Consider the following 24,429-nt stretch of genomic DNA (forward strand, 5'->3'; position numbering starts at 1 on the left):
CCAGATGAGGGAGGTCCGATGACGGGGTTGAAGGCCCTCACCTCGCGGGGGCGCTCGTTCCTCGCGTCGGGCGTCGCGGCGCTGTTATGCGCCTTGTTCCTGGGGGAGCACGACCTGCTGCGGGTGGCGGTTCTGATCATCGCCATGCCGCTGCTCGCGTCGATGGTCGTGGCGCGGACCCGCTACCGGCTGACCTGCGCCCGGCGACTCGACCCCGCGCGGGTCGAGGCCGGCGCCGACAGCACCGTCACCCTGCGGCTGGAGAACCTGACCCGCCTCCCGACCGGCCTGCTGCTGGTCGAGGACACCCTGCAGTACGCCCTGGGGACCCGGCCGCGCTTCGTCCTCGACAGGGTGGAGTCGCGGGGCATCCGGGAGATCGACTACAAGGTCCGCTCCGACCTGAGGGGACGCTTCCCGATCGGGCCGCTCTCGGTCCGGATCACCGACCCGTTCGGGCTGGTCGAGCTGGCCAGGTCGTTCACGATCACCGACACGCTGGTGGTGACCCCCGAGGTCGTGCCGCTGCCGGCCGTACGGCTGTCGGGCGAGTGGACCGGCGGGGGCGACAGCCGTACGAGATCGGTGGCGGCGGCGGGCGACGACGACGTGGCTCCACGCGAGTACCGCCAGGGCGACGACCTGCGGCGGGTCCACTGGCGGTCCACTGCGCGGCACGGCGAGCTGATGGTCAGGCGGGAGGAGCAGCAGTGGCAGAGCAGGGGCGCGCTCCTGCTCGACAACCGCAGGCACGCCCACCGGGGAGAGGGCCCGCGGTCGTCCTTCGAGGTCGCGGTCTCCGCGGCGGCGTCGATCGGGGTGCACCTGTCCCGCGAGGGGCTCGGCCTGCGCCTGGTCACGGACCAGGGCGCGCGGCAGCTGCCCGGCGATCTCAGAAGTCGGCATGAGATTGCGGACTACAGCATGGGCCAGTCCTGGTCGCTGCTCGACACGCTCTCCGTCGTACGGCCGAGCACGGCGCGGTCGCTGGAGCACGGGATCGCGGCGCTCCGCCAGGGCGGCGGCGACGGCCTGATCGTCGCCGTGCTCGGGGCGATCGACGGCGAGGAGGCGCGGGCGCTGGCCAAGCTGCGGCATCCGGGCGTCACCGGGGTCGCGGTCGTGCTCGACGTGGCGACGTGGGACGAGTTCCCCGACGAGGGCGCGGAGGCGGCGCGGGCGGTGCTGGCGGGAGCGGGCTGGCGCGTGCTGACGCTCCCGGCGGGCGCCTCGCTCGCGACCGTCTGGCCGCAGGCCGCCTATAAGAGGAGTGCGGCATGAAACTGCCCGTGGCGGCGGGACTGGCCACGGCGGCGGTCTCGATCACGCTCTACCCGCTGTTCAACGGGGGCGCCTGGTTCTGGGCGAGCATGGGCGCGGTCCTGGTGACGACGGTGGCCGGCGTCGCGGCCTCCCGGCTGGCCGCTCCCCGATGGCTGGCGCCCCCCGCGATGCTCGTCGCCCTGGGCGTCTACCTGACGGCCGCCTTCGCCCGGCAGGAGGCGTGGGTGGCGGTGATCCCGACGAAGGACTCGGTCCTGCGTCTGGGCGAGCTGATCGCCTCCGGCTACGACGACATCCAGCGCTTCGCGGCCCCTGTGCCGTCCACTCCCGGCATCTCCCTGCTGACCGGAGGCGGCGTCGGCCTGATCGCCGTCCTGGTCGACCTCTTCGCGGTACGGCTCCGCCGCGCGGCGCTGGCCGGGCTGCCGCTGCTGGCTCTGTTCACCGTGCCCGCCGCTGTGATCACCGACCCGATCGGGTGGCCCGCGTTCGTGATCGGGGCGCTGGGATACGTCGGGCTGCTGGTGGCCGACGGGCGGGAGCGGCTCAGCCACTGGGGCCGGGCCGTGCTGGTGCGGCGGTCCAGGATCGGCGGCACGGGCGCGGCGCCCGACACGGGGCGGCTGGCGCTGTCGGGCAAGAGGATCGGCGTGACCGCGATCGCGCTCGCCATCCTGCTGCCCGCGCTGCTCCCGACGCTGGCGCCGGACCCCCTGTTCGGGTTCGGGGTCGGCAACGGCCTCGGCCCGGGCGGCAACAACATCGGCATCCCGGATGCGATCGCCAAGCTCGGCGGGCAGCTCAACCAGCAGGGCAACGCGACGGTCCTGACCTATACGAGCAGCGACGACCAGCCCCGCTACCTGCGGATCTACTCGCTCGATCTGTTCGACGGCAGGAAGTGGACACCCAGCGCGCTGCGGGGCCGCCCCGAGGACCGGGTGTCCGCGGGGCCGCTGCCCCCGGCGCCGGGCCTCGGCCCCGGGGTCACGGTGAAGCGGGCCGAGACCCGGATCACGATCAGCGAGGACATCGAGCAGCTCAGGTTCCTGCCGCTGCCCTATCCGGCGACGCAGGTGGAGGCCGACGGCGACTGGCGGGCCGACCGGGCCACCCTGATGGTCTTCTCGACCCGCGACGAGGCGGCGGGGCTGGAGTATCGCGTGGCCACCGGCGAGCCGCAGCCCACCGCGGCGCAGCTCGACGCGGCCGTCTCCCTGCCGGGCGGCAGCCGTTTCCTGGACCTTCCTCCCGGCCTCGACGGCCAGGTCCGTGAGATGGCGGTCCGGGTCACGAGAGGGGCGGCCACGCCGTACCAGAAGGCCGTGAAGCTCCAGGAGTGGTTCACCCACAGCGGCAAGTTCACCTACAGCCTGCGGACGACCGGGTCGGGCGGCGACGCGCTGTCGCGGTTCGTCCTGACCGGCCGCTCGGGCTACTGCGAGCAGTTCGCGAGCGCGATGGCGGTCATGGCACGGATGCTCGGCATCCCGGCCCGGGTGTCCATCGGCTACACCGGCGGCACGAAGATCGGCAAGTCGTGGGTCGTGCGGACCCACGACGCCCACGCGTGGCCCGAGCTTTACTTCGCGGGTGTCGGGTGGCTGCGGTTCGAGCCCACTCCCACAGGAGGCGCCGGCCAGGGAACGGCCCAGGTGCCGCCGTACACCGTCCCCGTGACCCCGACGGCGAACCCCACGACGGGCTCGTCCGCCGGGCCGTCGTCCGGCGCGGGTGACACGAGTGACCAGCCGGGCGGCCCGGCCAGGCGGAACCCCCGCCAGTTCGACCGCGACTTCGGCGGCGTGCCGGTGATCCCGGACCCCGGCCTGCCCGTGGCGGCCAAGGGCGGCATCGGCGCGGGCGCGCTCCTCCTGCTCGCCCTCATCCCCGCGCTCCTCCGGCTGCTCTTCTGGTACGGCCGGCGCCGGGTTCTCGCCCGGGTGGCGGCGGCCCGGCCCGCGACGGTGCGCGTTCCGGCCCCGCGGGCGCCGAACACCTCCGGGGAGCTCCCCCGCGAGGTGACGGTGCGGGCGATCCCCAGGGATCCCTCGGCGTACGCGGCTCCCGCCGTCGAGGCGGCCTGGGCCGAGTTGTGCGACACGCTCACCGACTTCGGGATGCCGCGGAAGCCGAGCGAGAGCCCCCGTGCGCTGGCCCGGAGGCTGACGGAGCAGTACGAGTTCGACGCGGAGACCGCCGCTTCGATCGGCACGATCGCCTCGGCGGAGGAGCGGCTGCGGTACGCCCCCACGCCGCTCGACGCGGGTCCCGCGGCCTCGGACGTCAGGCGAGTGAGGCGGGCGCTGGCGGCCACGGTGTCGAGAAGGCGGCGGGTGGGGGCGGCTCTGGCGCCCAGGTCGACGCTGCTGCGCCTACGAGCGCTGGGTGAGAAGGCGTTGGACGGTTTCGACCGGCTGGAGAACATCCGGATCAGGACGGCACGGCGAGACGATCACGTGAGGGAACTGACGAGCAGGTAGTGGGGGGCGCTCAGCGCTCGTCGTGACGACGGCGCCAGCGCTCCTCCATCCGCTCCATGAAGCCCTGGCGCTGGGGACGGCGGCCGCGCGGCCGGCCCGGCGCCGCCGAGCTCTCACCGCCGAACCCGTTCATGCGCTTCCAGCTGGACAGGCCCCACAGGCAGGTGGCCAGCATGACCACGAACCCGGCGACGCCGACGATCCAACTGGTGACGACGCCAACCATCAGCATCACGACGCCGAGCACGAAGCCGATCGAGGCCTTCACCAGGCGGCGCTTGTAGTGGTTTCGGGGATCACTGATGCGGACGGTATTGGCCCACTTCGGGTCCTCGGCGTAGAGGGCCTGCTCGATCTGGTCGAGCAAGCGCTGCTCGTGCTCAGACAGCGGCACGGCGCCTCCCAAGGACGGCCCCATTCAGGGGAAGACGGCAACGAACGACACGCGGTGTCCGAACCTCGCGGTCGGTTATCCCCAGAATACGAGGCTGTAGACGTAGGCGAAAGAAAACGTCCAACGCGGTCCAAACCGGAGGCGAAGTCATGGATCCATTGGATCAAACGGACGGCGAACGAGCGAGGCCGGGCGTACCGCGTCCGGGCCGAAGCGCCGGACCGCCTTGTCCATCGCCTGTTCGGCCTCCCGCCAGCCGGTCTCGCGCTCGCCGAGGCTGAGCTGACGGGTCGCCGCGGCGGCCGGGCGGAGGTTCTCGACGCGGACCCCGACGAGCCTGAGGCGCACCCGCTCCAGCCCGGCGGCCTCGTAGAGCTCGCAAGATGTGGTGTAAATCTCCTTCGCGACGTCGGTCGGTTCTCTCAACGTGCGCGATCTGGTGATCGTGGTGAAGTCGGAGCGGCGCAGCTTCACGCTCACCGTGCGGCCGACGTGCCCGGCCACTCGCAGCCGGGCGGCGACCCGCTCCGACAGCCGCAGCAACTCCCGCCTGATCGCCTCGGGGTCGTCCACGTCATGGGGGAACGTCTCCTCGTTGCCGATGCTCTTGTCGGGGACGTGCGGCACGACCGCGCGCTCGTCGCGGCCCCAGGCGAGCGCGGCCAGGTGAGCGCCGACGGCCCCGAACTCGCGCTGCAGCGTGGCGACCGGCACGTGGGCCAGGTCGCCCACCGTCTTGATGCCGAGCCGTACCAGCGCCTGCTCCGTGCGCTCTCCCACGCCCCACAGCGCGGCGACGGGCAGCGGGTGGAGGAACTCGACCACCTTGTCCGCCGGGACGACGAGCAGCCCGTCCGGCTTGCACTGCCGGGACGCCAGCTTGGCGACGAACTTGCTGCTCGCCACGCCCACCGAGCAGGTGATGCCGTAGCGCTCCGCCACCTGCTCGCGGATCATCCGGGCGATGGCCGCGGGCGGCCCGAGCCGGCGGCGGGCGCCGCCGACGTCCAGGAACGCCTCGTCGGAGGCGATCGGCTCCACCTCGGGAGTGATGGCCTGGAAGATCTCCATGACTCCTCGGGAGACCTCGGAGTATTTGCCGTGGCTGGGCGGGATGACCGTCGCCTGGGGGCAGATCCGGCGGGCCCGCGTCATCGGCATCGCGGAGTGGACGCCGAACCGCCTGGCCTCGTAGGTGGCGCTGAGCACCACGCCACGGGCTCCCGGCGCCCCGACGATGACGGGGGTGCCCCTCAGCTCGGGACGGTCGAGCAGCTCCACGCTCGCGAAGAACGCGTCCATGTCCACGTGCAGGATGGGGCAGCCGCTGTCGTCGCCGGGGCCACCCGGCGGCGACGGCTCCCGTGGCAGCAGCTGGTTGCGGGACACGCCGCCAGCCTACCCGAACACGGTTTCTATAAGCTTCTTCTACAAAGCGGCTTCTACCTGTACGCGATGACGTGGAGCTGGGTGGCGATGTCGCGCAGCACCGGGTGGGCCGCCGCCGCCCGTTCCAGGGCGATCAGCCCGTCGGGGTCGCCCTCCGTCAGCATGCCGGGCACCAGGTCGGCGAAGATCCGCACGCCGTGCACGTCGCCCACGGTGAACCCGGCCCTGGTGACCAGCGCGGCCAGGGCGTCGCGGCCGAACCGGCGCGGAGCCGGGTCGCGGTCGCCCCAGCGCCCGGCCGCGTCGGAGAGCACCTGCCGGGCCTCGTCGAAGTGCCCCGCGAGGGAGCGGTGGATGGCTGTCGCGACGGGGTTGGCCGCCAGCACGCTGACCGCTCCCCCGGCGCGGAGGATGCCCCGGACGGCGCCGAGCGCGCCCGCCGGGTCCTCGACGTACTCCAGGACGCTGTGGCAGAGCACCAGGTCGGCGCTGTCCGGCCGCAGCAGCTCCCCGAGGTCGGCCGCCTCCCCCTGCAGGCCCTTGACGCCCACGCCGGTCTCGGCGGCGCGGCGCTCCAGCGCGGCCAGCGAGTCCGGGCTGGGGTCGACCACCGTCACGGCGTGGCCGAGCTTCGCGAGTGGTACGGCGAAGCCGCCCGTGCCGCCTCCGGCGTCGACGATGTCGAGCGACTGGCGTCCGGTGGCGGCGACCCGGTCCCCCAGGACGGCGCGGAGCGCCTCCCAGACGACGGTCTGCCGCGTGGCGTCACGCACTTCCGGCCCTCCAGGTTAGAGCGACAGCGACGGCTTGAGCTGCTTGAACCGGGCCAGCAGGCCGTTGACGAACTGCGGCGACTCGTCGGTCGACAGCTCCGCCGCGAGATGCACCCACTCGCTGATGACCACGCCCTCGGGCACCTCGTCCGACCAGAGCATCTCGTAGGTGCCGCCGCGCAGGATGTTCCGGTCGACGGCCGGCATCCGCTCCAGCGTCCAGCCCTCGGCGTAGGTCGAGATGAGCTCGTCGATCCGGTCGAGGTGCCGGGCCACTCCCTCGACGAGCGCCGAGGTGTACTCGTTCACGGGCGGCTCGGCCCGCTCGACCCGCTCGGCGAGCACGCTCAGCGGGTTCTCGTCCCGGGCCTCGGCCTCGAAGAGGATGTCCAGCGCGCGGCGTCGGGCTTTCCCCCGAGCTGACACGTCAGGCCCGGCCGAGGTACTCGCCGTTGCGAGTGTCGACCTTGACCCTCTCGCCGGTCGTGATGAACAGCGGCACCTTGATCTCGGCGCCGGTCTCCAGCTTCGCGGGCTTGGTGCCGCCGGTCGAGCGGTCGCCCTGCAGGCCCGGCTCGGTCTCCGCGATGGTGAGCTCGACCGCGGCCGGAAGCTCGACGTAGAGCACGTTGCCCTCGTTGATCGCGACCGTGGCGAGCATGTTCTCCAGCAGGTAGTTCGCGGCGTCGCCGACCGCCGGACGGGAGACGTTCAGCATGTCGTAGGTCTCGGTGTCCATGAAGACGTAGTCTTCGCCGTCGAGGTACGAGTACTGCATCTCGCGCTTGTCGACGTTGGCCACGTCGACCTTGACGCCCGCGTTGAAGGTCTTGTCCACGACCTTGCCGGACAGGATGTTCTTCAGCTTGGTGCGGACGAACGCGCCGCCCTTGCCGGGCTTGACGTGCTGGAACTCGACGACGGTCCAGAGCTCACCGCCGTCGAGCTTGAGCACCAGTCCGTTCTTCAGGTCGTTCGTCGTGGCCACGTGAGATCTCCTGCGTGTGGCTGCCCCTAGAGGACGAGCAGCTCCTTGGTCGTCAGTGTGAGGAGCTCCGGCCCGTCGTCACGCGTCACCAGCGTGTCCTCGATGCGCACACCGCCCCTGCCCGGCAAGTAGACCCCGGGCTCGACGGTGATCGGAACTCGATCCTCTAGTCTACCGGTCCTGTCAGGGCCCAGGAACGGAAGCTCGTGGATCTCCAGTCCCACCCCGTGGCCGAGGCCGTGCTCGAAATGCGCCGCGTGGCCCGCCTCGGCGATGACGCCCCGCGCGGCCGCGTCCACGTCGTGCGCCGTCGCGCCGGGCCGTACGGCATGCCGCCCCGCGCGCTGGGCCTGCCGTACGAGCTCGTAGATCTCGCGCTGCCACCCGGCGGGCTCGCCGACGGCCACCGTGCGGGTCATGTCGGCGTGGTAGCCGTCGAAGAGCGCGCCGAAGTCCATGGTGACCAGGTCGCCCCGCTCGACGGGACGGTCCGACGGCGCGTGGTGCGGGATGGAGCCGTTGGGGCCGCTCGCGACGATCGAGTCGAAGGCGGGCTTCTCCGCCCCGAGCTCCATCATCCGGAACTCCAGCCACCGGGCGATCTCACGCTCGGTCACGCCGGGGGCGATGCGGCCGATGACCAGCGAGAACGCCTCATCGGTGATCGCGCAGGCCCGGCGGAGCGACTCGATCTCCCCTTCGTCCTTGACCGTCCTGACGCCCTGGACGAGGCCGCTGACCGGGGTCAGGGGCCGCTCGGCGCGGAGCCGCTCGAACTCGGCGACCGCCATGTGGTCGGCCTCGATGGCGATCCGGCCCGGCCGCCCGGCCAGCGTTCCGGCCACGTCCCTGGCCTCGGCCAGCTCGACGTCGGGACACAGACGCCGGGCGGTCTCGATGTAGCGGGAGTCGGTGGCGAGCACGGCGTCGCCCGCGACGGTCACGAGCACCGCCGCGTTGGAGCTCGCCAGGCCGGTCAGGTAGCGCACGTTGACGGGCCGCGTGACGAGCAGCGCGGTCACGTCGTGCTCCGGGAGGGCCGCGGCCAGCCGTACGCGGCGGGAGGCGTAAGTCACGAATGGACTCTACGCCGGGCTTGACCGTGCCTCTTGCCAGGGTTTAGGTAGGTTCCTTAACTATGAAGAGATTACGCGCGGCCGGCGCCCTCGCGGCCCTCGTCCTGACGGTTGGGAGCCCCGCCATGGCGGCAGCCGGGAAGAACGCCGGGTTCATCCGGGTGGACCAGGTCGGGTTCTCGGCGGGCGAGGCGAAGCACGCCTACCTCATGTCGGCCGGCGCCGCGACGGGCGCGGCGTTCACGGTGGTGGACGAGCGCGGCCGGGCCGTGCTGAAGGGTCACGCGGGCGCCGATCTCGGCAAGTGGAACAGCCGCTACCCCCACGTCTACGACCTCGACCTCACCGCGCTGCGCGAGCCGGGCCGCTATCGGATCAAGTCCGAGGGGCGCACGTCTCCGCCCTTCCGGATCGGCGCGCGCTTCGGGAAGACCGCGCGCAAGGCCGTGACCTTCTTCCAGAGCCAGCGCGACGGCGCGGACGTCATCCCGGGCGACCTGAAGCGCGCGACGAGCCACCTGAACGACCGGAAGGCCACCGTCTATGAGTGGCCCACCTTCGCCGGCCCCGACACCGACGAGATCAAGGGCGACCTGAAGAAGATCGGCGGAAAGGTGGACGCCGAGGGCGGCTGGTTCGACGCCGGCGACTACCTGAAGTTCACCCACATCCTGGCCTACGTGGACACCCTGATCTTCGCGGCGGAGCGGGACGGGGGCTCGGGCAGGGCGCTCGCCGCCGAGGCGCGGCACGGCCTCAAGTACCTCGACAAGATGTGGGACGAGAAGAACAAGACCCTCTACATCCAGGTGGGCCTCGGGTCGGGCAACGACAAGATCACGGGCGACCACGACGTGTGGCGGCTACCCGAGGCCGACGACCACGACAAGAAGCACCCCTACCTGCGGAAGCGGCCCGTCTTCCGGGCCGCCGCCCCCGGCGAGAAGATCAGCCCCAACCTGGCCGGCCGTACGGCCGCCGCGTTCGCGCTGGCGGCGCAGCTCGAACCGGACAAGCGGAAGGCCCACGCCCTCCTGAACAAGGCCGCCGGTGTGTACGGCATGGCCAAGACGGAGAACGTCAAGCAGCTCGTGACGTCGCTGCCGTTCGCGTTCTACCCCGAGACCGCCTGGCGTGACGACATGGAGCTCGGCGGCGCGCAGCTCGCGCTCGCGGCGGCGAAGCTGGGCGACCCCAGGGCGTCCGGGTGGCTGGAGCAGGCCGCGCACTGGGCCTCGGAGTATCTCGCCCACGAGGCGGGCGGGGACACGCTCAACCTGTACGACGTGAGCGCGCTCGCCCACCGGGATCTGGTGGTCGCGCTGCGGGACGCGGGGGCCAAGGGTCTGGCCGTGTCGGAGGACGACCTGGTCGGCGACCTGAAGGCGCAGCTGGAGATCGGCGCCAAGCGGGCCGCGAAGGACCCCTTCCGGGCCGGGGCGAACCACGCCGAGTTCGACTCGGTGCCGCACGCCTTCGGGCTGGCCGCCACCTCGCGCCTCTACCGCTCGGTCACGGACGACACGTCGTACGACGCCTTCGGCACCCAGCAGCGCAACTGGGTGTTCGGCGCCAACCCGTGGGGCGTGTCCTTCATGGTCGGGGCCGGGAAGAGCTTCATCCGCTGCCCGCACCACCAGGTGGCCAACATCAACGGCCGCCAGGACGGCCGTCACCCGATCCTCGTCGGCGCGGTCGTCAACGGCCCGAACGGCGAGGGCCTGTTCAAGGAGGGCCTCGGCGACTTCGAGGACGGGATGCGGCGCTGCCCGGACGGCGGGGACAAGTACGAGCGGTTCACCGGCCGGGGCGCGCGCTTCGTGGACGACGTCCGGTCCTGGCAGGCCTCCGAGCCCGCCGACGACTTCGCCGCCATCGCCCTCTACGCCCTGACCTTGATGGACTGACCGACCCCTCATTCATCCGACCTATCTGGGGATTTATCGCCACAAAAGTGCTTTTCTTCTGTTAACACGTGTGTAAAGATCCGATCTGCGGCGCGGTCGCGCCCAGATGAGGAGGATGCACGTGCGAAGAGCACTGAGCGCGATCGTCATTGCGGCGACGGTCTGCGCCTTCAGTACGGTGGCCGCCGTCACGCCCGAGGCGGCCATCGCCCTGGACGACGGGCAGGCGCTCACCCCGCCCATGGGCTTCAACAACTGGAACTCCACGGGCTGCGCCATCGACGAGAAGATGATCCGCGACATGGCGGACTTCTTCGTCACGTCGGGACTGAAGCAGGCCGGATACGACCACGTCAACGTCGACGACTGCTGGGCGGCGCCCGAACGCGACCCCGGGACAGGGCGGCTTCGGGCGCATCCCGAGCGCTTCCCCAGCGGGATCAAGGCGCTCGCCGACTACGTCCACTCCAAGGGGCTGAAGTTCGGCATCTACACCAGCGCGGGCACGCAGACCTGCGCGAAGACGATGCCGGGAGCCCTCGACCACGAGGAGGTCGACGCGCAGACGTTCGCCGACTGGGGAGTCGACTACCTGAAGTACGACAACTGCAACAACGAGGGCAGGCCCGCGCTCGAGCGCTACACGAAGATGCGGGACGCGCTGAAGAAGACGGGCCGCCCCATCGTCTTCAGCATCTGCGAGTGGGGCCAGAACAAGCCCTGGGAGTGGGGCAAGGACGTCGGTCACCTGTGGCGCACCACCGGCGACATCAGCGACGGCTACGTCTCCATGCTGAACATCTTCAAGCTGAACGCGCCGCTCGCGCCGTACGCGGGGCCGGGGCACTGGAACGACCCGGACATGCTCGAAGTGGGCAACGGCGGCATGACGGACGCCGAATACCGCTCGCACATGAGCCTGTGGTCCATCATGGCGGCCCCCCTGCTCATCGGGACCGACCTGCGCAAGGCGACGCCGCAGACGATGGAGATCCTGCTCAACAAGGACGTCATCGGCGTGGACCAGGATCCGCTCGGCGTGCAGGGCCGTGTGCTCCGCAACGACGACGGGCACTGGATCATGGTCAAGCCCCTCAAGGACGGCGACGTCGCCGTGGCGCTGTTCAACGAGACCGACACGACCGCGACGTTCGGCACGACGGCGCAGGAGCTCGGCCTTCCCCGGCGGCCCGCCTACGTGCTGCGCGACCTGTGGCGGCACAAGGAGGCCGAGACGGCGGGCGCGATCAGCGCGACGGTGCCGGGCCACGCCACCGTGATGTACCGGGTCAGGCCGCGGGCCGACTGGTGGCGCACCCCGCCCGCCGCAGACCTGGGCCTGGTCGTCTCCCCCACGGTGGCCGGGATCCCGGGGACGATCACCCCGCCCGGCCGCGCCTTCACCGCGAAGGTCACCACCACCAACCTCGGCCGGATCCCCCTCATCCTCCCCAGCCTGAGGCTCAGCGCCCCCACGGGGTGGTCGATCCAGCCGGACCGGCCCGCTCGCCGGGCGACGCTCGGCACCGGCCAGTCGCTGTCGGCCGAATGGCGGGTCACGCCCCCCGCGTCCGCGCCCCCGGGCACGGCCGGGCTCACGGCGACGCTGACCTCCCAGAACGGGCCTTCGAGGAACGTCACCGAGGCACTGACGGTGCCGGCCGCCCCGCCCGCCGGGACCTCCGATCTCGGCGCCGTCGCCTGGGCCTGGGCGAGCAACGGATACGGGCCGGTCGAGCACGACATGTCGAACGGCGGTCCCAAACCCGGCGACGGCAAACCCATGAAGATCAACGGCGTGGCCTATCCCAAGGGCCTCGGCACCCACGCGCCCGTGCAGATCGTCTTCTACCTCGCCGGCCGGTGCACCGGGCTCACGACGGACGTGGGCGTGGACGACGAACGCGACCCGCGCACGGTGCCGGGGCAGAGCACGATCACCGCGGAGGTCTGGGCCGACGACGCCAAGCGGGCCGACAGCGGCCTGCGCACCTGGCAGGACCCGGCCACGACGCTCACGGCGGACCTCACCGGAGCGACCTTCCTGCGCCTGGTCGGAACGGTCGGCGGCGACACCAACAGCTACGACCGGATCGACTGGGCCGGCCCGGTGCTCACCTGTAAGGCCGCCTGACGGGAGGAGCGGAGGGGCACCTCCCTGAGGAAGACCACGGCGACGAGGCCGAGGACGGCGGCGGGCACCCCGAGAAGGAACACCGTGCTCATCGCCGACGCGAACGCCTGGATCACGATCCGGCGCGCGGCGGCGGGGAGGTGGTGGATGGCCTCCGGGGTGCCCAGCGCCACGCTCGTGGCTTTGACGTGGGCCGCTCCCAGCATGGCGGCCATCTCGTCCTTGACCCGGTTGGTCAGGATCGCGCCGAAGGCGGCCACGCCCACCGCGCCGCCGAGACTGCGGAAGAAGGCCACGCCGGAGGTGCTCACCGCCATGTCCCGGCCCTCCGCCGCGTTCTGCGCGGCGAGGATCAGCATCTGCATGGACATGCCCAGCCCCGCGCCCAGGACCGCGATGTCCACGCCGATCACGACGTAGCCGGAGTCCGCCTTCAGCAGTGAGAGCAGCCAGAGCCCCGCGGCCACGAGGATCATGCCGGCGATGGGGAAGATCTTCCACCGGCCCGTCCGGGTGACGACGCGCCCGGAGATGATGGAGGCCAGGAAAAGGCTGAGGACCATGGGCAGGGTCATGACGCCCGACAGGGCCGGGCTCAGCCCCTTGACGATCTGCAGGAACTGCGGCAGGTAGATCATCACGCCGAACAGCGAGATTCCCACGAGCAGCGAGGCCGTGCTCGCCAGGACGAACGTCCGGCTGCGGAACAGCCGCGGCGGCAGGATCGGCTCGCTCGCCCTCCGCTCGGCGTCAACCGCCAGCCCGAACAGCACCACGCTCAGCGCGCCCAGGCCGTACGCCCAGGGGGAGCCCCAGCCGAACTCGTGGCCGCCGAGCGAGAGCAGCAGCATCAGCGCCGTCGCCCCGCCGGTGATGGTGGTGGCGCCCCAGACGTCGAGCCGGACGTCCCGCTTGACGTGCCGCAGCCGCAGGACCTTCTGGATGACGACGGAGGCCGCCACCGCGAGCGGGACGCAGACGTAGAAGCACCACCGCCAGCCGAGCCAGTCGGTGTCGACGATGAAGCCGCCGATCAGGGGCCCGGCGACGGTGGAGACGCCGAAGACCGCGCCCACGTAGCCCGAGTAGCGGCCCCGCTCGCGCGGCTGCACGACGTCGCCCAGGATGACCTGGACGAGCGCGGACAGGCCGCCGGTTCCCAGCCCCTGTACGGCTCTCGCGGCGATGAGCATGCCGATGTTCTGCGACAGCCCGGCGACCATCGAGGCGGCCACGAACAGCCCGAGCGCGACCTGGAACATCAGCTTGCGGCCGAAGATGTCGGAGAGCTTGCCCCACAGCGGGGTGGAGACGGTCATCGTCAGCAGCGTCGCGCTGGCGACCCATGACAGCTGCTCCTGGCCGCCCAGTTCCCCCACGATCGTCGGCAGTGCCGTACCGACCACGGAGGTCGAGATCATCGAGGTGAGCAGGGCGAGCAGGAGCCCGGAGAGGATCTCCATGATCTCGCGGTGCGTGTACGTGCGCGGCGCGTCCTCCCGGACGAGCTCCTGCGTCACGGGGATCCCCCTCGCCGTTACGTCCGTCCTGTCCCTTTCATAGTAGACGCTTGTTTACATGTCGTAGTGTGCGCAACGTGACACGAGACCGGGAGGCGACCTGCGAGCGGATCCTCGGGGCCGCCCGCGAGCTGTTCGCCGAGCACGGCTACGACCAGGTGACGATGCGGATGATCGCTTCGGCGGCCGATGCCAACGTCGCTCTGGTCAACCGCTATTTCGGGTCGAAAGCCGGCCTGTTCGCGAAGGTCCTCGTCACCGGCTCGACGATCGAGTCGGTGATCGAGGGCGACCCCGCCGGGCTCCCCGCGCGGCTGGCGGGGCGCGTCGCCCAGCGGCTCCGCACGGGGGCGCCGGAGTCGCTGGTACGGATGATCGACCGGGCGGGGATGAGCCCCGAGATCCGGGCGGTGCTGAGGGCGCGGGTCGAGGAGGGCCTCGTGGACGCGATCAGCGCGCGGCTGGAGGGGCCCCGGGCGAGAGAGCGGGCCCTGCTCGCCACGGTGATCCTCCTCGGTGTGGGGTCGCTGCGACGGCTCCTCGGCCCCGAGAGCCTCCGGGACGCCGATCCGGCCGCGCTGGAGACGCGGCTGGAGGCGGCGTTCCGCGCCTGCCTTGTTTCCTCGCCACCCGCATGATCACCACCGGTGGCCGCGCAGGCGGGAAGGGGGGCGCGGGAATCCGTGCATGATCACGATCACTGTGAGGGCAGGTCGCGAGGCCTTGCCGGGAAGCCGTGCATGATCACGCCGGGGTTTAGGCGGCGAGATCCTTGATCTTCTCGATGAGCGCGAGGCGCTCCTCGTGGGTGCGGGCGAAGGGGGTGACGTTGAGCGTGGTCACTCCGGCCTCCCGCATCGCCGCGAGCCGCTCCCGCACGTGGCCCTCCGAGCCGACCAGCGACATCTTCTCCAGCAGCTCGCGCGGGACCAGGGCGGCCGCCTCGTCCTTCTTGCCCTCCAGGTAGAGGTCCTGGATCTGCTCGGCCTCCTTCTCGTAGCCGTAGCGGCGGGCGAGGTCGTTGTAGAAGTTCTTGCCCTTGGCCCCCATGCCGCCGATGTAGAGGGCGGCCATCGGGCGGCCCAGCTCCAGGACGTCGTCGACGTCGTCGCCGATCGCCAGCACGGCCTGGGCGATGATGTCCAGCTCGCCGAGCGCGGGGTCGCGGCGGGACTTGCCGGCGGCGAGGGACGCGCCCCACACGTCGCCGGACTTCTCCGGCATGAAGAAGATCGGCTCCCAGCCCTCCGCCAGCTCGGCGGTGAGCTCGACGTTCTGCGGGCCGATGGCGGCGATCACGATGGGGATCCGCTCGCGGACCGGGTGGTTGATCAGCTTGAGCGGCTTGCCGAGGCCGGTCCCCCCTTGGAGCGGCATCGTGTAGTGCTTGCCGGAGTGCTCCAGCCGCTCACGCCGCCACACCTTGCGGCAGATCTCGATGATCTCGCGGGTGCGGCCCAGCGGCGCGGTGTACGGCACGCCGTGGAAGCCCTCGATCACCTGGGGACCCGACGCGCCGATGCCGAGCGTGAACCGCCCGTCGGAGACGTAGTCGAGCCCGGCGGCGGTCATGGCGAGCAGCGCGGGCGTGCGGGAGTAGATCGGCAGGATGCCGGACGCGATCTGGAGGCGCTCGGTGCGCGCGGCGATGTAGCCCATCTGGCTGACCGCGTCGAAGGTGTACACCTCGGCGACGAACACGATGTCGAGCCCGGCCTTCTCGTAGTCGCCCAACTCGGCCACGGTCTCCTTGAAACCGCCGCTGTAGTTGAGTGCCATCCCGATGCGCATTCCGCAGTCCTTCCCAGACCGAACGTTGTTCTGGCAGTGCAGAGGTTACCGCTCAGCCCGGCGCGGCGGTACGGCGGGCCGGTCGAGATCGGCCGGGACGTCGATGTCCGCCGGATCCCCCACGTCGTCGCAGGGCACACGGGTCACCAGCTCGGGGTGGGCCCGCAGGAACGGCCGCGCCCCCACGTCGCCCACGGCCAGCCCGGCGACCTCCGGGAAGTGGTCCCGCGCGATGAGGACCGGGTTCCTGGGCGCGCCCCCGTACGTCGCCACCGCGACCGCCGCCCCGGCCTCGAAGGCCCCGATCAGGCGGCGTACGGCGCCGGCCCTGATCAGCGGCTGGTCCACCAGGGCGATCACGGCGGCCCGCGCGGACGCGGGCACCGAATCCAGCCCCACCCGGAGGGAGGAGCCCATGCCCGTGGCCCAGCCGGGATTGCGGACGACCACCGCGCCCGGAACGTCGGCCGCCGCCGCGCCGAGGACGACGATGACGGGACGGCAGCCGCCGTCCTCCAGCAGCCGCACGGCCCGGTCGACGAGCCGCTCCCCCTCGAACTCGACCAGCGCCTTCGGCCGTCCGAACCGGCTCCCGCTCCCGGCGGCCAGCACCACCCCCGCCACCTCACCGCTCGTGATCATGCGCGGGTTCCCTCACACCCGCGCCCACCTGCGGGTTCACCGTTCGTGATCATGCAGGACATCCCCGTGGATCCGGCCGGTGGTCTCGGTGAGCGGCCTGCCCGTGCCGCCCCAGCGCAGCCGGATCAGCTCGGCCGCGATCGAGACGGCTGTCTCCTCCGGCGTACGCGCCCCGAGATCGAGGCCGATCGGCGATCTGAGCCGGGCCAGCTCGCTCTCCGACAGACCCGCCTCGCGGAGCCGGGCCAGCCGGTCCTCGTGCGTCCGGCGCGACCCCATGGCGCCGACGTACGCCGCCGGCGTCCGCAGGGCGACCTCCAGGAGCGGGACGTCGAACTTGGGGTCGTGGGTGAGGACGCAGATGACCGTCCGCTCGTCGACCGGCACCGTGGACAGGTAGTCGTGCGGCCACTTGACGACGACCTCGTCCGCCTCGGGGAACCGCTTGGCCGTCGCGAACACCGGCCGGGCGTCGCAGACCACCACGTGGTAGCCGAGGAACTTGCCGATCCGCGCGACGGCCGCCGCGAAGTCGATCGCGCCGAACACCAGCATGCGCGGGGGCGGCGCGAAGGACTGGACGAACACCTGGAGGTCGTCCAGCCGCCGCTCTCCCTGCGCTCCGTAGCGCCGGATGCCGGTGAGCCCCTGGGCGAGCATGCCGCGGACGTCGTCGTCCACCGCGTCGTCGAGCCGCGCCGAGCCCAGCGACCCCGAGGCGTGATCGGGCCAGACGACCCGGCGCGCCCCGGCCGTCCCGGGCCCGGCCAGGATCGTCGCCACGGCCACCGGCTGGTGCTTCTCGATCGACGCGGCGATCTCCCCCAGCTCGGGGAAGGTCTCGCGCGACACCGGCTCCACGAACACGTCGATGATCCCGCCGCAGGTCAGGCCGACCGAGAACGCCTCGTCTTCGCTCACGCCGTACCGCTGGAGCACGGGCGTACCCCCGGCCACGACCTCGTGGGCCAGCTCGTAGACGGCTCCCTCGACGCATCCCCCCGACACGCTGCCGACGGCCTCGGCGCCGAGGACGGCCATGGAGGCCCCCGGCGGCCGGGGCGCGCTGCGGAAGGTCCCGACGACCGTGGCCAGCGCGAACCGCTCACCGGCCTCCCACCACCGCGAAATCTGCCCCAGCACGTCACGCATGAGCACGCCCTCCCCCCAGCAGAACCGCCAGGTCCTCGAACGCCGCTAGGCTGTGACCGGCCACGAAGTCCGTGACGTACGGCAGGGCGGCCCGGATCCCGGCGGTCAGCGGCTGGTAGGCGGGGTCGCCCTTGTGCGGGTTCACCCATATCACCCGGTGGGCGAGCCGCGACAGCCGGGCCATCTGCGCGCCGAGTGGCTCCGCGGAGCCCCTCTCCCACCCGTCCGAGGCGATCACGACGACCGCGCCGCGCGGGTCCGAGAGTCTGAGCAGCGCCTTGAGCTCCTCGCCGAGCCGGGTGCCGCCGCTCCAGTCGGGCACTGCGGCGGAGACGGCGTCCATGGCGACGCCCGGATCGCGGTGGCGGAGCTCGGCGGTGATCCTGGTGAGGCGGGTCCCGGCGCTGAACACCTCGGTCGCCCGGGGCTCGGCCCGCACCAGCGCGTGCGCGAAGCGCAGCATCGTGTCGGCGTAGGCCGCCATCGACCCGCTCACGTCCACCAGCATGACGACCCGCCGCGGCCGGTCCCGGCGCGCGCGCCGCCGCAGCCGGGCCGGCTCCCCGCCGTCGCGCAGGGCCTCCCTGACCGTGCGCCGGGGATCCAGCACGCCCCTGTGGGACGGGGTGAACCGCCGGGACACGCGCCGCTCCCGCGTGCCGCGGAGCAGGGCGAGCAGCCGGTGCACCTCGCGCCGCTCCGCCTCGCTCATCCGCGCCACGTCCCGGTGGCGCAGCACCTCGGCCTCGCTCGCCGTGGCGGGCACCCCGCTGGGCTCACCGCTCTCCTCACGCTCGCGGGAGCCGTACGGCACGGCCACGGGGCGGGTCACGGACACGGTCGTCCCGGCGCGGCGGGCGGGTGGCCGGGCTCCGGCGAAGTAGGCCGCGAAGCACCGGTCGTACTTGGGGAGGTCCTCCGGTCCGGCGCAGAGGGTGAGCCGGCCGGCCCAGTAGACCTCGTGAGCGTCCCTGACGTCGAGGTGTCCGAGGGCGGTGAGGAAGCTCTGGGTGCGCTGGTGGTCGGCCCCGGCCCCGGCGGCCCGGAGCGTCCGGGCGAACCCGGTCATGGTGGCGACCAGGGCGTCATCCCCGGGCGGCGGTCGGCGGACGGCCTCGTGGTTCATGCGAGCAGCCCGCTCCCCCGGACGAGTTCCTGGTCCTCGCGGTGCTTCAGCACCGCCCCGAGCGTCGCCGCCGCCAGGCCGGGGTCGAGAGCGGTGGCGCCGAGCGTCAGCAGGGCCTCGGTCCAGTCGAGCGTCTCGGCGATGCCGGGCGGCTTGACCAGGTCCGCTCCGCGCAGGCGCCCGGCGGCCCGCGCGACGTCCGTCGCGAGCCGCTCGGCGCACTCCGGGAGGCGCCTGCGCAGGATCGCCACCTCCCGGTCGAAGCCCGGGTGCTCCAGCCAGTGGTAGAGGCAGCGCCGCTTGAGCGCGTCGTGCACCTCGCGGGTCCGGTTGGAGGTGACGACCACGACCGGAGGGGCCGCCGCGCTGATCGTGCCCAGCTCGGGGATGGAGATGGTGTAGTCGGACAGGACCTCGAGGAGGAACGCCTCGAACTCGTCGTCCGCCCGGTCGATCTCGTCGACGAGCAGCACGCTCGGCGTGGTCTCCAGGGCCTGGAGCAGCGGACGGGCGATCAGGAACCGCCTGTCGTAGATCTCGCCTTCGAGGGCCCTCACATCGGTCGCGCCCGCCGCCTCTGCGGCCTTCAGGTGCAGGAGCTGGCGGGCGAAGTCCCAGTCGTAGAGCGCCTGCGCCGCGTCCAGGCCCTCGTAGCACTGCAGCCTGATCATCGGCGCCCCGAGGATCGCCGACAGAGTCTTGGCCAGCTCCGTCTTGCCGACGCCCGCCTCCCCTTCGAGGAAGAGCGGGCGGCCCATCCTCAGGGCGAGGAACACCGCCGTCGCGAGCCCCTCGTCCGCCAGGTAGTCCCATTGGTCGAGCAGCTCCGCGACATCGGCGGGCGAGTCGATGTCGGACGCCGTGATTGTCCGCCGCAGCACACCCTCAGGCTACGTGCAGCCGGTTCCGCCCCGCTCTGGCCGATTCCGCCAACAAAGGCGGGTGCCCGTGCCCACCATTGCCACGATCACACAGTGCCCCCCATGCGTCACCGGGAGGGTGGAGTCTAGATTTGTTCCGGTGACGACCCTCGGGCCTGTTCTCGGGCTTCACGGCTCTCCCGCGGTGAGCGCGCTGGCGGCGGAGCTGAGCGCGCGGTGGGCGGAGCCGCACCGGCGCTATCACACGACCACCCACCTGCGGGCGGTCCTCGCCGCGATCGAGCCGCTCGCCGCCCTGGCCGAGGACGCCGGCGCCGTACGGCTGGCCGCCTGGTTCCACGACGCCGTCTACGAGGGCCGCCCGGGATGGGACGAGGAGAGGAGCGCACAGCTCGCCGAGGCGAGGCTTCCGGCGTGCGGAGTGGCCCCGGCGCGCGTCCGGGAGGTGGCCCGCATCGTCCGGGTGACGGCCGGGCACGCCTATGACCCCGGCGACGCCAACGCGGCCGTGCTGTGCGACGCCGACCTGTCCGTCCTCGGCGGTTCCCTCCAGGAGTACGAGGCGTACGCGAGAGCCGTACGGGAGGAGTACCGCCATGTGCCGGACGAGCTGTTCCGGACCGGCAGGTCGGCCGTCCTGCGGGCGCTCCTCGGCGAGGACCCCCTCTACGGCACGGCCGCCGGACGCGATCTGTGGGAGCGGCGGGCCAGGGAGAACATGACCCGGGAGCTCGCCGCCCTCAGCGGTTAGCGACCGGCCGCGTCTCGGGTGCCTTGGGCGTCTTCGGGCGGCGGAGGCCGGAGGCGCGGAGGCGGAGGACCAGCTCGCGGCTGGACACCGGCTCGGCGCCCAGCAGGACCGCCCGCTCGTAGACGGTCTCCGGCACGTCGTAGTGGTCCCGGTCGAAGGCCCGCTCGGGCACCCCCAGGAGCCGGGCGAACGCGTGCAGTTCCTCGTGCGACTCGTCGCTGACCAGATGGGACCAGAGCAGCCCCCGGGGGCCGGGCCAGTTCGGCCGATCGATCAGCACGCTCACAGCTCAGTATAGATTACCCATTGACTTGGTAGGAAATACCGGCAATGCTTCAGGGGAATCGCACGCCCGCCTTCCTTGCGAGGTCCCATGTCCGTCCTTGAACTGGGGACGCCCGTCCGTACGGAGATCAGTCCCGGCCCGCGGCCCTCCCCAGCAGCTCAGAACCGGCGCCCACGCGGAAAGGCCTGGCAGCGGTGGATCAGCCCGCTCGTCCTCGTCGTCGTCTGGCAGATCGCGAGCAGCACCGGTGTGCTGCCCACGCGCCTGCTCGCGGCGCCCTCCACGATCGCCACGACGGCGGTCGACCTCGTCCAGTCCGGCACGCTGCCCACGGCCATCGCCGTGTCGCTCCAGCGGGTGCTGATCGGGTTCGCCGCCGGCGGGCTCGCCGGCGTCGGTCTGGCGCTGGTCGCCGGACTCAGCCACAAAGGGGAGAACGCGGTCGACCCGATCATGCAGATGCTCCGCGCGCTGCCGTTCTTCGGACTGATCCCGCTGTTCATCCTCTGGTTCGGCATCGGCGAGACGCCCAAGATCCTGCTCGTGGCGCTCGCGGTGTCGTTCCCCCTCTACCTGAACACCTTCGCGGGCATCCGCGGAGTGGACGGCAAGCTGGCCGAGGTCGCGCGCACGGTCAGGCTCAGCAATACCCAGCTGATCCGGCACATCGTGCTGCCGGGCGCGCTCCCCCAGACGCTCGTCGGCCTGCGGCAGAGCCTCGGCGTCGCGTGGCTCGCGCTCATCGTCGCCGAGCAGGTCAACGCCAACGCCGGTCTCGGCTACATGATCAACGACGCCCGGGAGTTCCTCCGGACCGACGTGATCGTCGTGGGGCTCCTCGTCTACAGCGCCCTCGGCCTGCTGACCGACGCCCTGGTCCGCCTGCTGGAGAGGAGGGCGCTGACATGGCGACGCGAGTTCCTGTCGAGGTGAGGGGCCTCACCCGCAGGTTCGGCGAGCGGACGGTGCTGGACCGGCTCGACCTGGAAATCGGGAGGGGCGAGTTCATCGCCCTGCTGGGCCGCAGCGGATCCGGCAAGTCCACCCTGCTGCGCGCGCTCGCCGGGCTGGACGGCGAGGTCGAGGGCGGCCTGACGGTGACCGACTCGGTCGCGGTGGCCTTCCAGGAGCCGCGCCTGATCCCCTGGAAGCGGGTCCACGCCAACATCGCGCTCGGCCTGCCGGGAAAGGGCCCGGCACCCGGCCCGAAGGAGCGGGCGGACGCCGCGCTGGCGGAGGTCGGGCTGTCCGAGCGGGCCGACGCGTGGCCGCTCACGCTCTCCGGCGGCGAGGCGCAGCGGGCCAGCCTGGCGCGCGCCCTCGTCCGCGAGCCCGAGCTGCTGCTGCTCGACGAGCCGTTCAGCGCCCTCGACGCGCTGACCCGGATCACCATCCACCAGCTCGTCCTCCAGCTCTGGTCGGTTCACCGGCCGGCCGTGCTGCTGGTCACCCACGACGTGGACGAGGCGCTGCTGCTGGCCGACCGCGTCCTCGTCCTCGACGAGGGCCGCATCGCCCACGACTCCGCCGTCTCCACACCGCGTCCCCGCCACCGCGACCACCCCGATCTGCTGTCGCTCCGCGCCACCCTCCTCTCCGCTCTCGGCGTGTCCCCCGAAGGAAGCTCATGACCAGGAACATGACCACGAATATGACCCGGAATATGACCCGGAATATGACCAGGAAACTGCTCGCCGCGCTCCTCCTCACCGTCTCCCTCGGCTCCCTCGGTACGGCCTGTGCCAACACCGGCTCCACCGACGACTCGGCCGCCGGAAAGCCGGCCGGTGGCTCCGGCTCGGGCGTGACTCTGCGCGTGGGCGACCAGAAGGCCGGGGTGCAGGCGGTGCTCAAGGCCGCCGGGCTGCTCGACGGGACGCCTTACGCGATCACGTGGTCCCAGTTCACGTCCGGCCCGCCGCTGCTGGAGGCGGTGAACGCGGGAGCGATCGACATCGGCGGCGTCGGCAACACCCCGCCGGTCTTCGCCGCCGCCGCCGGCTCCAAGATCACGGTGGTCGCCGCCTACCAGCAGAACCCCACGGCGCTCTCGATCGTGGTGCCGGAGGGATCCGCGATCACCTCTCCCGCCCAGTTCAAGGGCAAGAAGATCGCGGTGGCCAAGGGCAGCGCGTCGCACTACCACCTGCTGGCCGTCCTGAAGAAGGAGGGCCTGTCGTTCAAGGACATCCAGCCGCAGTATCTCCAGCCCGCCGACGCGCTCGCGGCCTTCACGTCCGGCACGGTCGACGCGTGGGCCATCTGGGACCCGTTCGCCGCCCAGGTGAAGATCCAGAACAAGGCGAAGCCGGTCGTCGACGGCAACGGCTATGTCAGCGGGCTGAGCTTCGAGGTCGCCTCCCCCGCGGCGGTCACCGGGAAGGAGACGGCCATCCGCGACTTCCTCACCCGGCTCGCCAAGGCGCGGACCTGGGCCGCGTCCCACCAGGCCGAGTGGGCCAAGGTGTGGGCGCAGGAGACCGGCCTCCCGGCGGATGTCGCGAACGCCGCGGTGGTCAACTCCGTCGCCACCCCGATCGCGATCGACGACTCCGTCGTCACATCCCAGCAGGAGATCACCGACGCGTTCACGGCCGAGGGCCTGATCCCGGGCAGCGTGAAGTTCTCCGGCTTCGTCGACAACCGGTTCAACGACGTCGTGGGGAAGGCACAGCAGTGAGGTTCCACTGGTTCCTGCCCACGACGGGCGACAGCCGGGCGATCGTCGGCGGCGGCCACGGGCTCCACCGGGGCCACGGCCATCCCACGGCCAGCGTGTACCGCCCGCCGTCGATCGACTACCTCGGCCAGATCGCCCGCTCGGCCGAGCAGCTCGGCTTCGAGGCCGTGCTGACCCCGACGGGCACCTTCTGCGAGGACGCCTGGCTGGTCACGGCCGCCCTGACCCAGGTCACGAAGCGGCTGAAGTTCCTCGTCGCGTTCCGGCCCGGGTTCCTGTCGCCGACGCTGGCCGCCCAGATGGCCGCCACCTACCAGCGGATCTCCGGCGGGCGGCTGCTGCTCAACGTGGTCACGGGCGGCGAGACCACCGAGCAGAAGCGGTTCGGCGACCACCTGTCCAAGGACGAGCGGTATGCCAGGACCGACGAGTTCCTGTCCATCGTCCGGGGCGCGTGGGACGGGCCGTTCGACTTCACCGGCGAGCACTACGACGTCGAGGGCGCGATGGTGGCCGAGCGGCCCTCCCCCGTCCCCGAGCTGTACTTCGGCGGCTCCTCGGCGGCCGCCGGGCCGGTCGCGGCCAAGCACGTGAACGTCTACCTGACGTGGGGCGAGCCGCCGTCGCAGGTCGCGACGAAGCTCGACTGGATCCGCGAGCTGGCCGCGGCCGAGAACCGCACGCTGCGGTTCGGCATCCGCCTGCACGTGATCACCCGGGACACCGCCGACGAGGCCTGGGCCGAGGCCCAGCGGCTGCTGGAGCGGATCGACCCCCAGGACATCGAGTCGGCGCGGAAGATCCTCAGCCGCAGCGACTCCGTCGGCCAGCAGCGCATGCTCGCGCTCCATGACGGATTCCGCGGTGGAAAGGCCCGCGACCTGGAGATCTACCCGAACCTCTGGGCGGGGGTCGGCCTCGTCCGCGGCGGGGCGGGAACGGCCCTGGTCGGCAGCCACGGGGAGGTCGCCGACCTGGTGGAGGAGTACGCCTCGCTGGGGATCGAGGAGTTCGTCCTGTCCGGCTATCCCCATCTGGAGGAGGCCTACTGGTTCGGCGAGGGCGTGCTGCCCGAGCTCCGCCGCCGCGGCGTGCTCTTGCCCCGATAACCCGTTGTCCTGATATACCGCCATACGGCAGAGTCGTCCCGCTCACCATCGACCGGGAGGACC

The 24,429-nt window shown here is 71.8% G+C and carries 23 protein-coding genes; 10 read left to right on the forward strand and 13 right to left on the reverse strand.

All coding sequences use genetic code 11. From position 1 onward, the window contains the following. Positions 1-18 precede the first annotated feature (18 nt). Together ABH927_RS05960 and ABH927_RS05965 are read left to right on the forward strand one after the other, a co-directional pair. Entirely contained in the window at positions 19-1,281 is a 1,263-nt protein-coding gene (locus ABH927_RS05960) for a DUF58 domain-containing protein (protein WP_370018782.1), read from the forward strand. Then, entirely contained in the window at positions 1,278-3,767 is a 2,490-nt protein-coding gene (locus ABH927_RS05965) for a DUF3488 and DUF4129 domain-containing transglutaminase family protein (protein ID WP_370018783.1), read from the forward strand. The genes ABH927_RS05960 and ABH927_RS05965 overlap by 4 nt, the downstream gene beginning before the upstream one ends. Before the next feature lie 10 nt (positions 3,768-3,777). On the opposite strand, the gene ABH927_RS05970 is transcribed toward ABH927_RS05965, so the two are convergent. The 6 genes from ABH927_RS05970 to ABH927_RS05995 all read right to left on the reverse strand — a co-directional run bounded on the left by ABH927_RS05970 (position 3,778) and on the right by ABH927_RS05995 (position 8,387). Beyond that, positions 3,778-4,161 (reverse strand): DUF3040 domain-containing protein, encoded by a 384-nt coding sequence (locus ABH927_RS05970; protein WP_370018785.1) that lies wholly within the window; start codon positions 4,159-4,161, stop codon positions 3,778-3,780. Positions 4,162-4,308: 147 nt separating this feature from the next. Further along, positions 4,309-5,550, reverse strand: a complete 1,242-nt coding sequence (locus tag ABH927_RS05975; RefSeq protein WP_370018787.1) for a DNA polymerase IV — start codon at positions 5,548-5,550, stop codon at positions 4,309-4,311. A gap of 53 nt (positions 5,551-5,603) precedes the next feature. Next, complete coding sequence (locus tag ABH927_RS05980; RefSeq protein ID WP_370018789.1) at positions 5,604-6,323, reverse strand: methyltransferase domain-containing protein; 720 nt, start codon at positions 6,321-6,323, stop codon at positions 5,604-5,606. A 15-nt stretch (positions 6,324-6,338) separates the two neighbouring features. After that, the gene (nusB, locus tag ABH927_RS05985; RefSeq protein WP_370018791.1) at positions 6,339-6,749 is read right to left on the reverse strand and encodes a transcription antitermination factor NusB; all 411 of its coding nucleotides are present in this window, start codon (positions 6,747-6,749) and stop codon (positions 6,339-6,341) included. Between the two features lies 1 nt (position 6,750). Further along, positions 6,751-7,311: an elongation factor P gene (efp, locus tag ABH927_RS05990; protein ID WP_370018793.1), complete on the reverse strand. Its 561-nt coding sequence runs from the start codon at positions 7,309-7,311 to the stop codon at positions 6,751-6,753. A 26-nt stretch (positions 7,312-7,337) separates the two neighbouring features. Beyond that, on the reverse strand, positions 7,338-8,387 hold the full coding sequence (locus tag ABH927_RS05995) for an aminopeptidase P family protein (protein WP_370018794.1): 1,050 nt from the start codon (positions 8,385-8,387) through the stop codon (positions 7,338-7,340). A gap of 62 nt (positions 8,388-8,449) precedes the next feature. Between ABH927_RS05995 and ABH927_RS06000 the strand changes: the two genes are divergently transcribed. Together ABH927_RS06000 and ABH927_RS06005 are read left to right on the forward strand one after the other, a co-directional pair. Continuing rightward, positions 8,450-10,294, forward strand: coding sequence for a glycoside hydrolase family 9 protein (locus ABH927_RS06000; protein ID WP_370018796.1), 1,845 nt, complete (start codon positions 8,450-8,452; stop codon positions 10,292-10,294). Between the two features lie 121 nt (positions 10,295-10,415). Beyond that, entirely contained in the window at positions 10,416-12,428 is a 2,013-nt protein-coding gene (locus tag ABH927_RS06005) for an NPCBM/NEW2 domain-containing protein (RefSeq protein WP_370018798.1), read from the forward strand. Here ABH927_RS06005 and ABH927_RS06010 read toward each other — a convergent pair. Continuing rightward, on the reverse strand, positions 12,377-13,948 hold the full coding sequence (locus ABH927_RS06010) for an MDR family MFS transporter (protein ID WP_370018799.1): 1,572 nt from the start codon (positions 13,946-13,948) through the stop codon (positions 12,377-12,379). The genes ABH927_RS06005 and ABH927_RS06010 overlap by 52 nt on opposite strands. 77 nt (positions 13,949-14,025) lie before the next feature. Between ABH927_RS06010 and ABH927_RS06015 the strand changes: the two genes are divergently transcribed. After that, complete coding sequence (locus tag ABH927_RS06015; RefSeq protein WP_370018801.1) at positions 14,026-14,586, forward strand: TetR/AcrR family transcriptional regulator; 561 nt, start codon at positions 14,026-14,028, stop codon at positions 14,584-14,586. A 118-nt stretch (positions 14,587-14,704) separates the two neighbouring features. Here the strand turns inward: ABH927_RS06015 and ABH927_RS06020 are convergent, their stop codons facing one another. The 5 genes from ABH927_RS06020 to ABH927_RS06040 are packed head-to-tail and all read right to left on the reverse strand — an operon-like array spanning position 14,705 to position 19,540. After that, positions 14,705-15,739: an LLM class F420-dependent oxidoreductase gene (locus ABH927_RS06020; RefSeq protein ID WP_370018803.1), complete on the reverse strand. Its 1,035-nt coding sequence runs from the start codon at positions 15,737-15,739 to the stop codon at positions 14,705-14,707. 45 nt (positions 15,740-15,784) lie between these two features. Continuing rightward, the gene (locus ABH927_RS06025) at positions 15,785-16,381 is read right to left on the reverse strand and encodes an NTP transferase domain-containing protein (RefSeq protein WP_370018804.1); all 597 of its coding nucleotides are present in this window, start codon (positions 16,379-16,381) and stop codon (positions 15,785-15,787) included. Positions 16,382-16,417: 36 nt separating this feature from the next. Continuing rightward, complete coding sequence (locus ABH927_RS06030; RefSeq protein WP_370018806.1) at positions 16,418-17,533, reverse strand: XdhC family protein; 1,116 nt, start codon at positions 17,531-17,533, stop codon at positions 16,418-16,420. Continuing rightward, a complete protein-coding gene (locus tag ABH927_RS06035; RefSeq protein ID WP_370018808.1) occupies positions 17,526-18,659 on the reverse strand; it encodes a VWA domain-containing protein in 1,134 nt (377 codons plus the stop codon). Before ABH927_RS06035 ends, ABH927_RS06030 begins: the two co-directional genes overlap by 8 nt. Next, a complete protein-coding gene (locus tag ABH927_RS06040; RefSeq protein WP_370018810.1) occupies positions 18,656-19,540 on the reverse strand; it encodes an AAA family ATPase in 885 nt (294 codons plus the stop codon). Before ABH927_RS06040 ends, ABH927_RS06035 begins: the two co-directional genes overlap by 4 nt. A 139-nt stretch (positions 19,541-19,679) precedes the next feature. Here ABH927_RS06040 and ABH927_RS06045 point away from each other — a divergent pair, with 139 nt between their 5' ends. After that, a complete protein-coding gene (locus ABH927_RS06045; RefSeq protein ID WP_370018812.1) occupies positions 19,680-20,291 on the forward strand; it encodes a metal-dependent phosphohydrolase in 612 nt (203 codons plus the stop codon). Here the strand turns inward: ABH927_RS06045 and ABH927_RS06050 are convergent. After that, on the reverse strand, positions 20,281-20,577 hold the full coding sequence (locus tag ABH927_RS06050) for a DUF4031 domain-containing protein (RefSeq protein WP_370018814.1): 297 nt from the start codon (positions 20,575-20,577) through the stop codon (positions 20,281-20,283). The two genes, ABH927_RS06045 and ABH927_RS06050, sit on opposite strands and share 11 nt — an antisense overlap. Before the next feature lie 87 nt (positions 20,578-20,664). On the opposite strand from ABH927_RS06050, the gene ABH927_RS06055 reads away from it, so the two are divergent. The 4 genes from ABH927_RS06055 to ABH927_RS06070 are packed head-to-tail and all read left to right on the forward strand — an operon-like array spanning position 20,665 to position 24,366. Then, complete coding sequence (locus ABH927_RS06055; RefSeq protein ID WP_370018815.1) at positions 20,665-21,510, forward strand: ABC transporter permease; 846 nt, start codon at positions 20,665-20,667, stop codon at positions 21,508-21,510. Then, positions 21,483-22,208 carry an ABC transporter ATP-binding protein gene (locus ABH927_RS06060; protein WP_370018816.1) on the forward strand — a complete coding sequence of 242 codons (726 nt, stop codon included), beginning with the start codon at positions 21,483-21,485 and terminating at the stop codon, positions 22,206-22,208. Before ABH927_RS06055 ends, ABH927_RS06060 begins: the two co-directional genes overlap by 28 nt. Before the next feature lie 44 nt (positions 22,209-22,252). Beyond that, complete coding sequence (locus tag ABH927_RS06065; RefSeq protein ID WP_370018818.1) at positions 22,253-23,257, forward strand: ABC transporter substrate-binding protein; 1,005 nt, start codon at positions 22,253-22,255, stop codon at positions 23,255-23,257. Continuing rightward, a complete protein-coding gene (locus tag ABH927_RS06070; RefSeq protein ID WP_370018820.1) occupies positions 23,254-24,366 on the forward strand; it encodes an LLM class flavin-dependent oxidoreductase in 1,113 nt (370 codons plus the stop codon). The genes ABH927_RS06065 and ABH927_RS06070 overlap by 4 nt, the downstream gene beginning before the upstream one ends. The last annotated feature ends 63 nt before the right edge of the window (positions 24,367-24,429 follow it).

Origin of the sequence: Planotetraspora sp. GP83, assembly GCF_041262585.1 — a bacterium.
Classification (GTDB): Bacteria; Actinomycetota; Actinomycetes; order Streptosporangiales; family Streptosporangiaceae; genus JAOEGB01.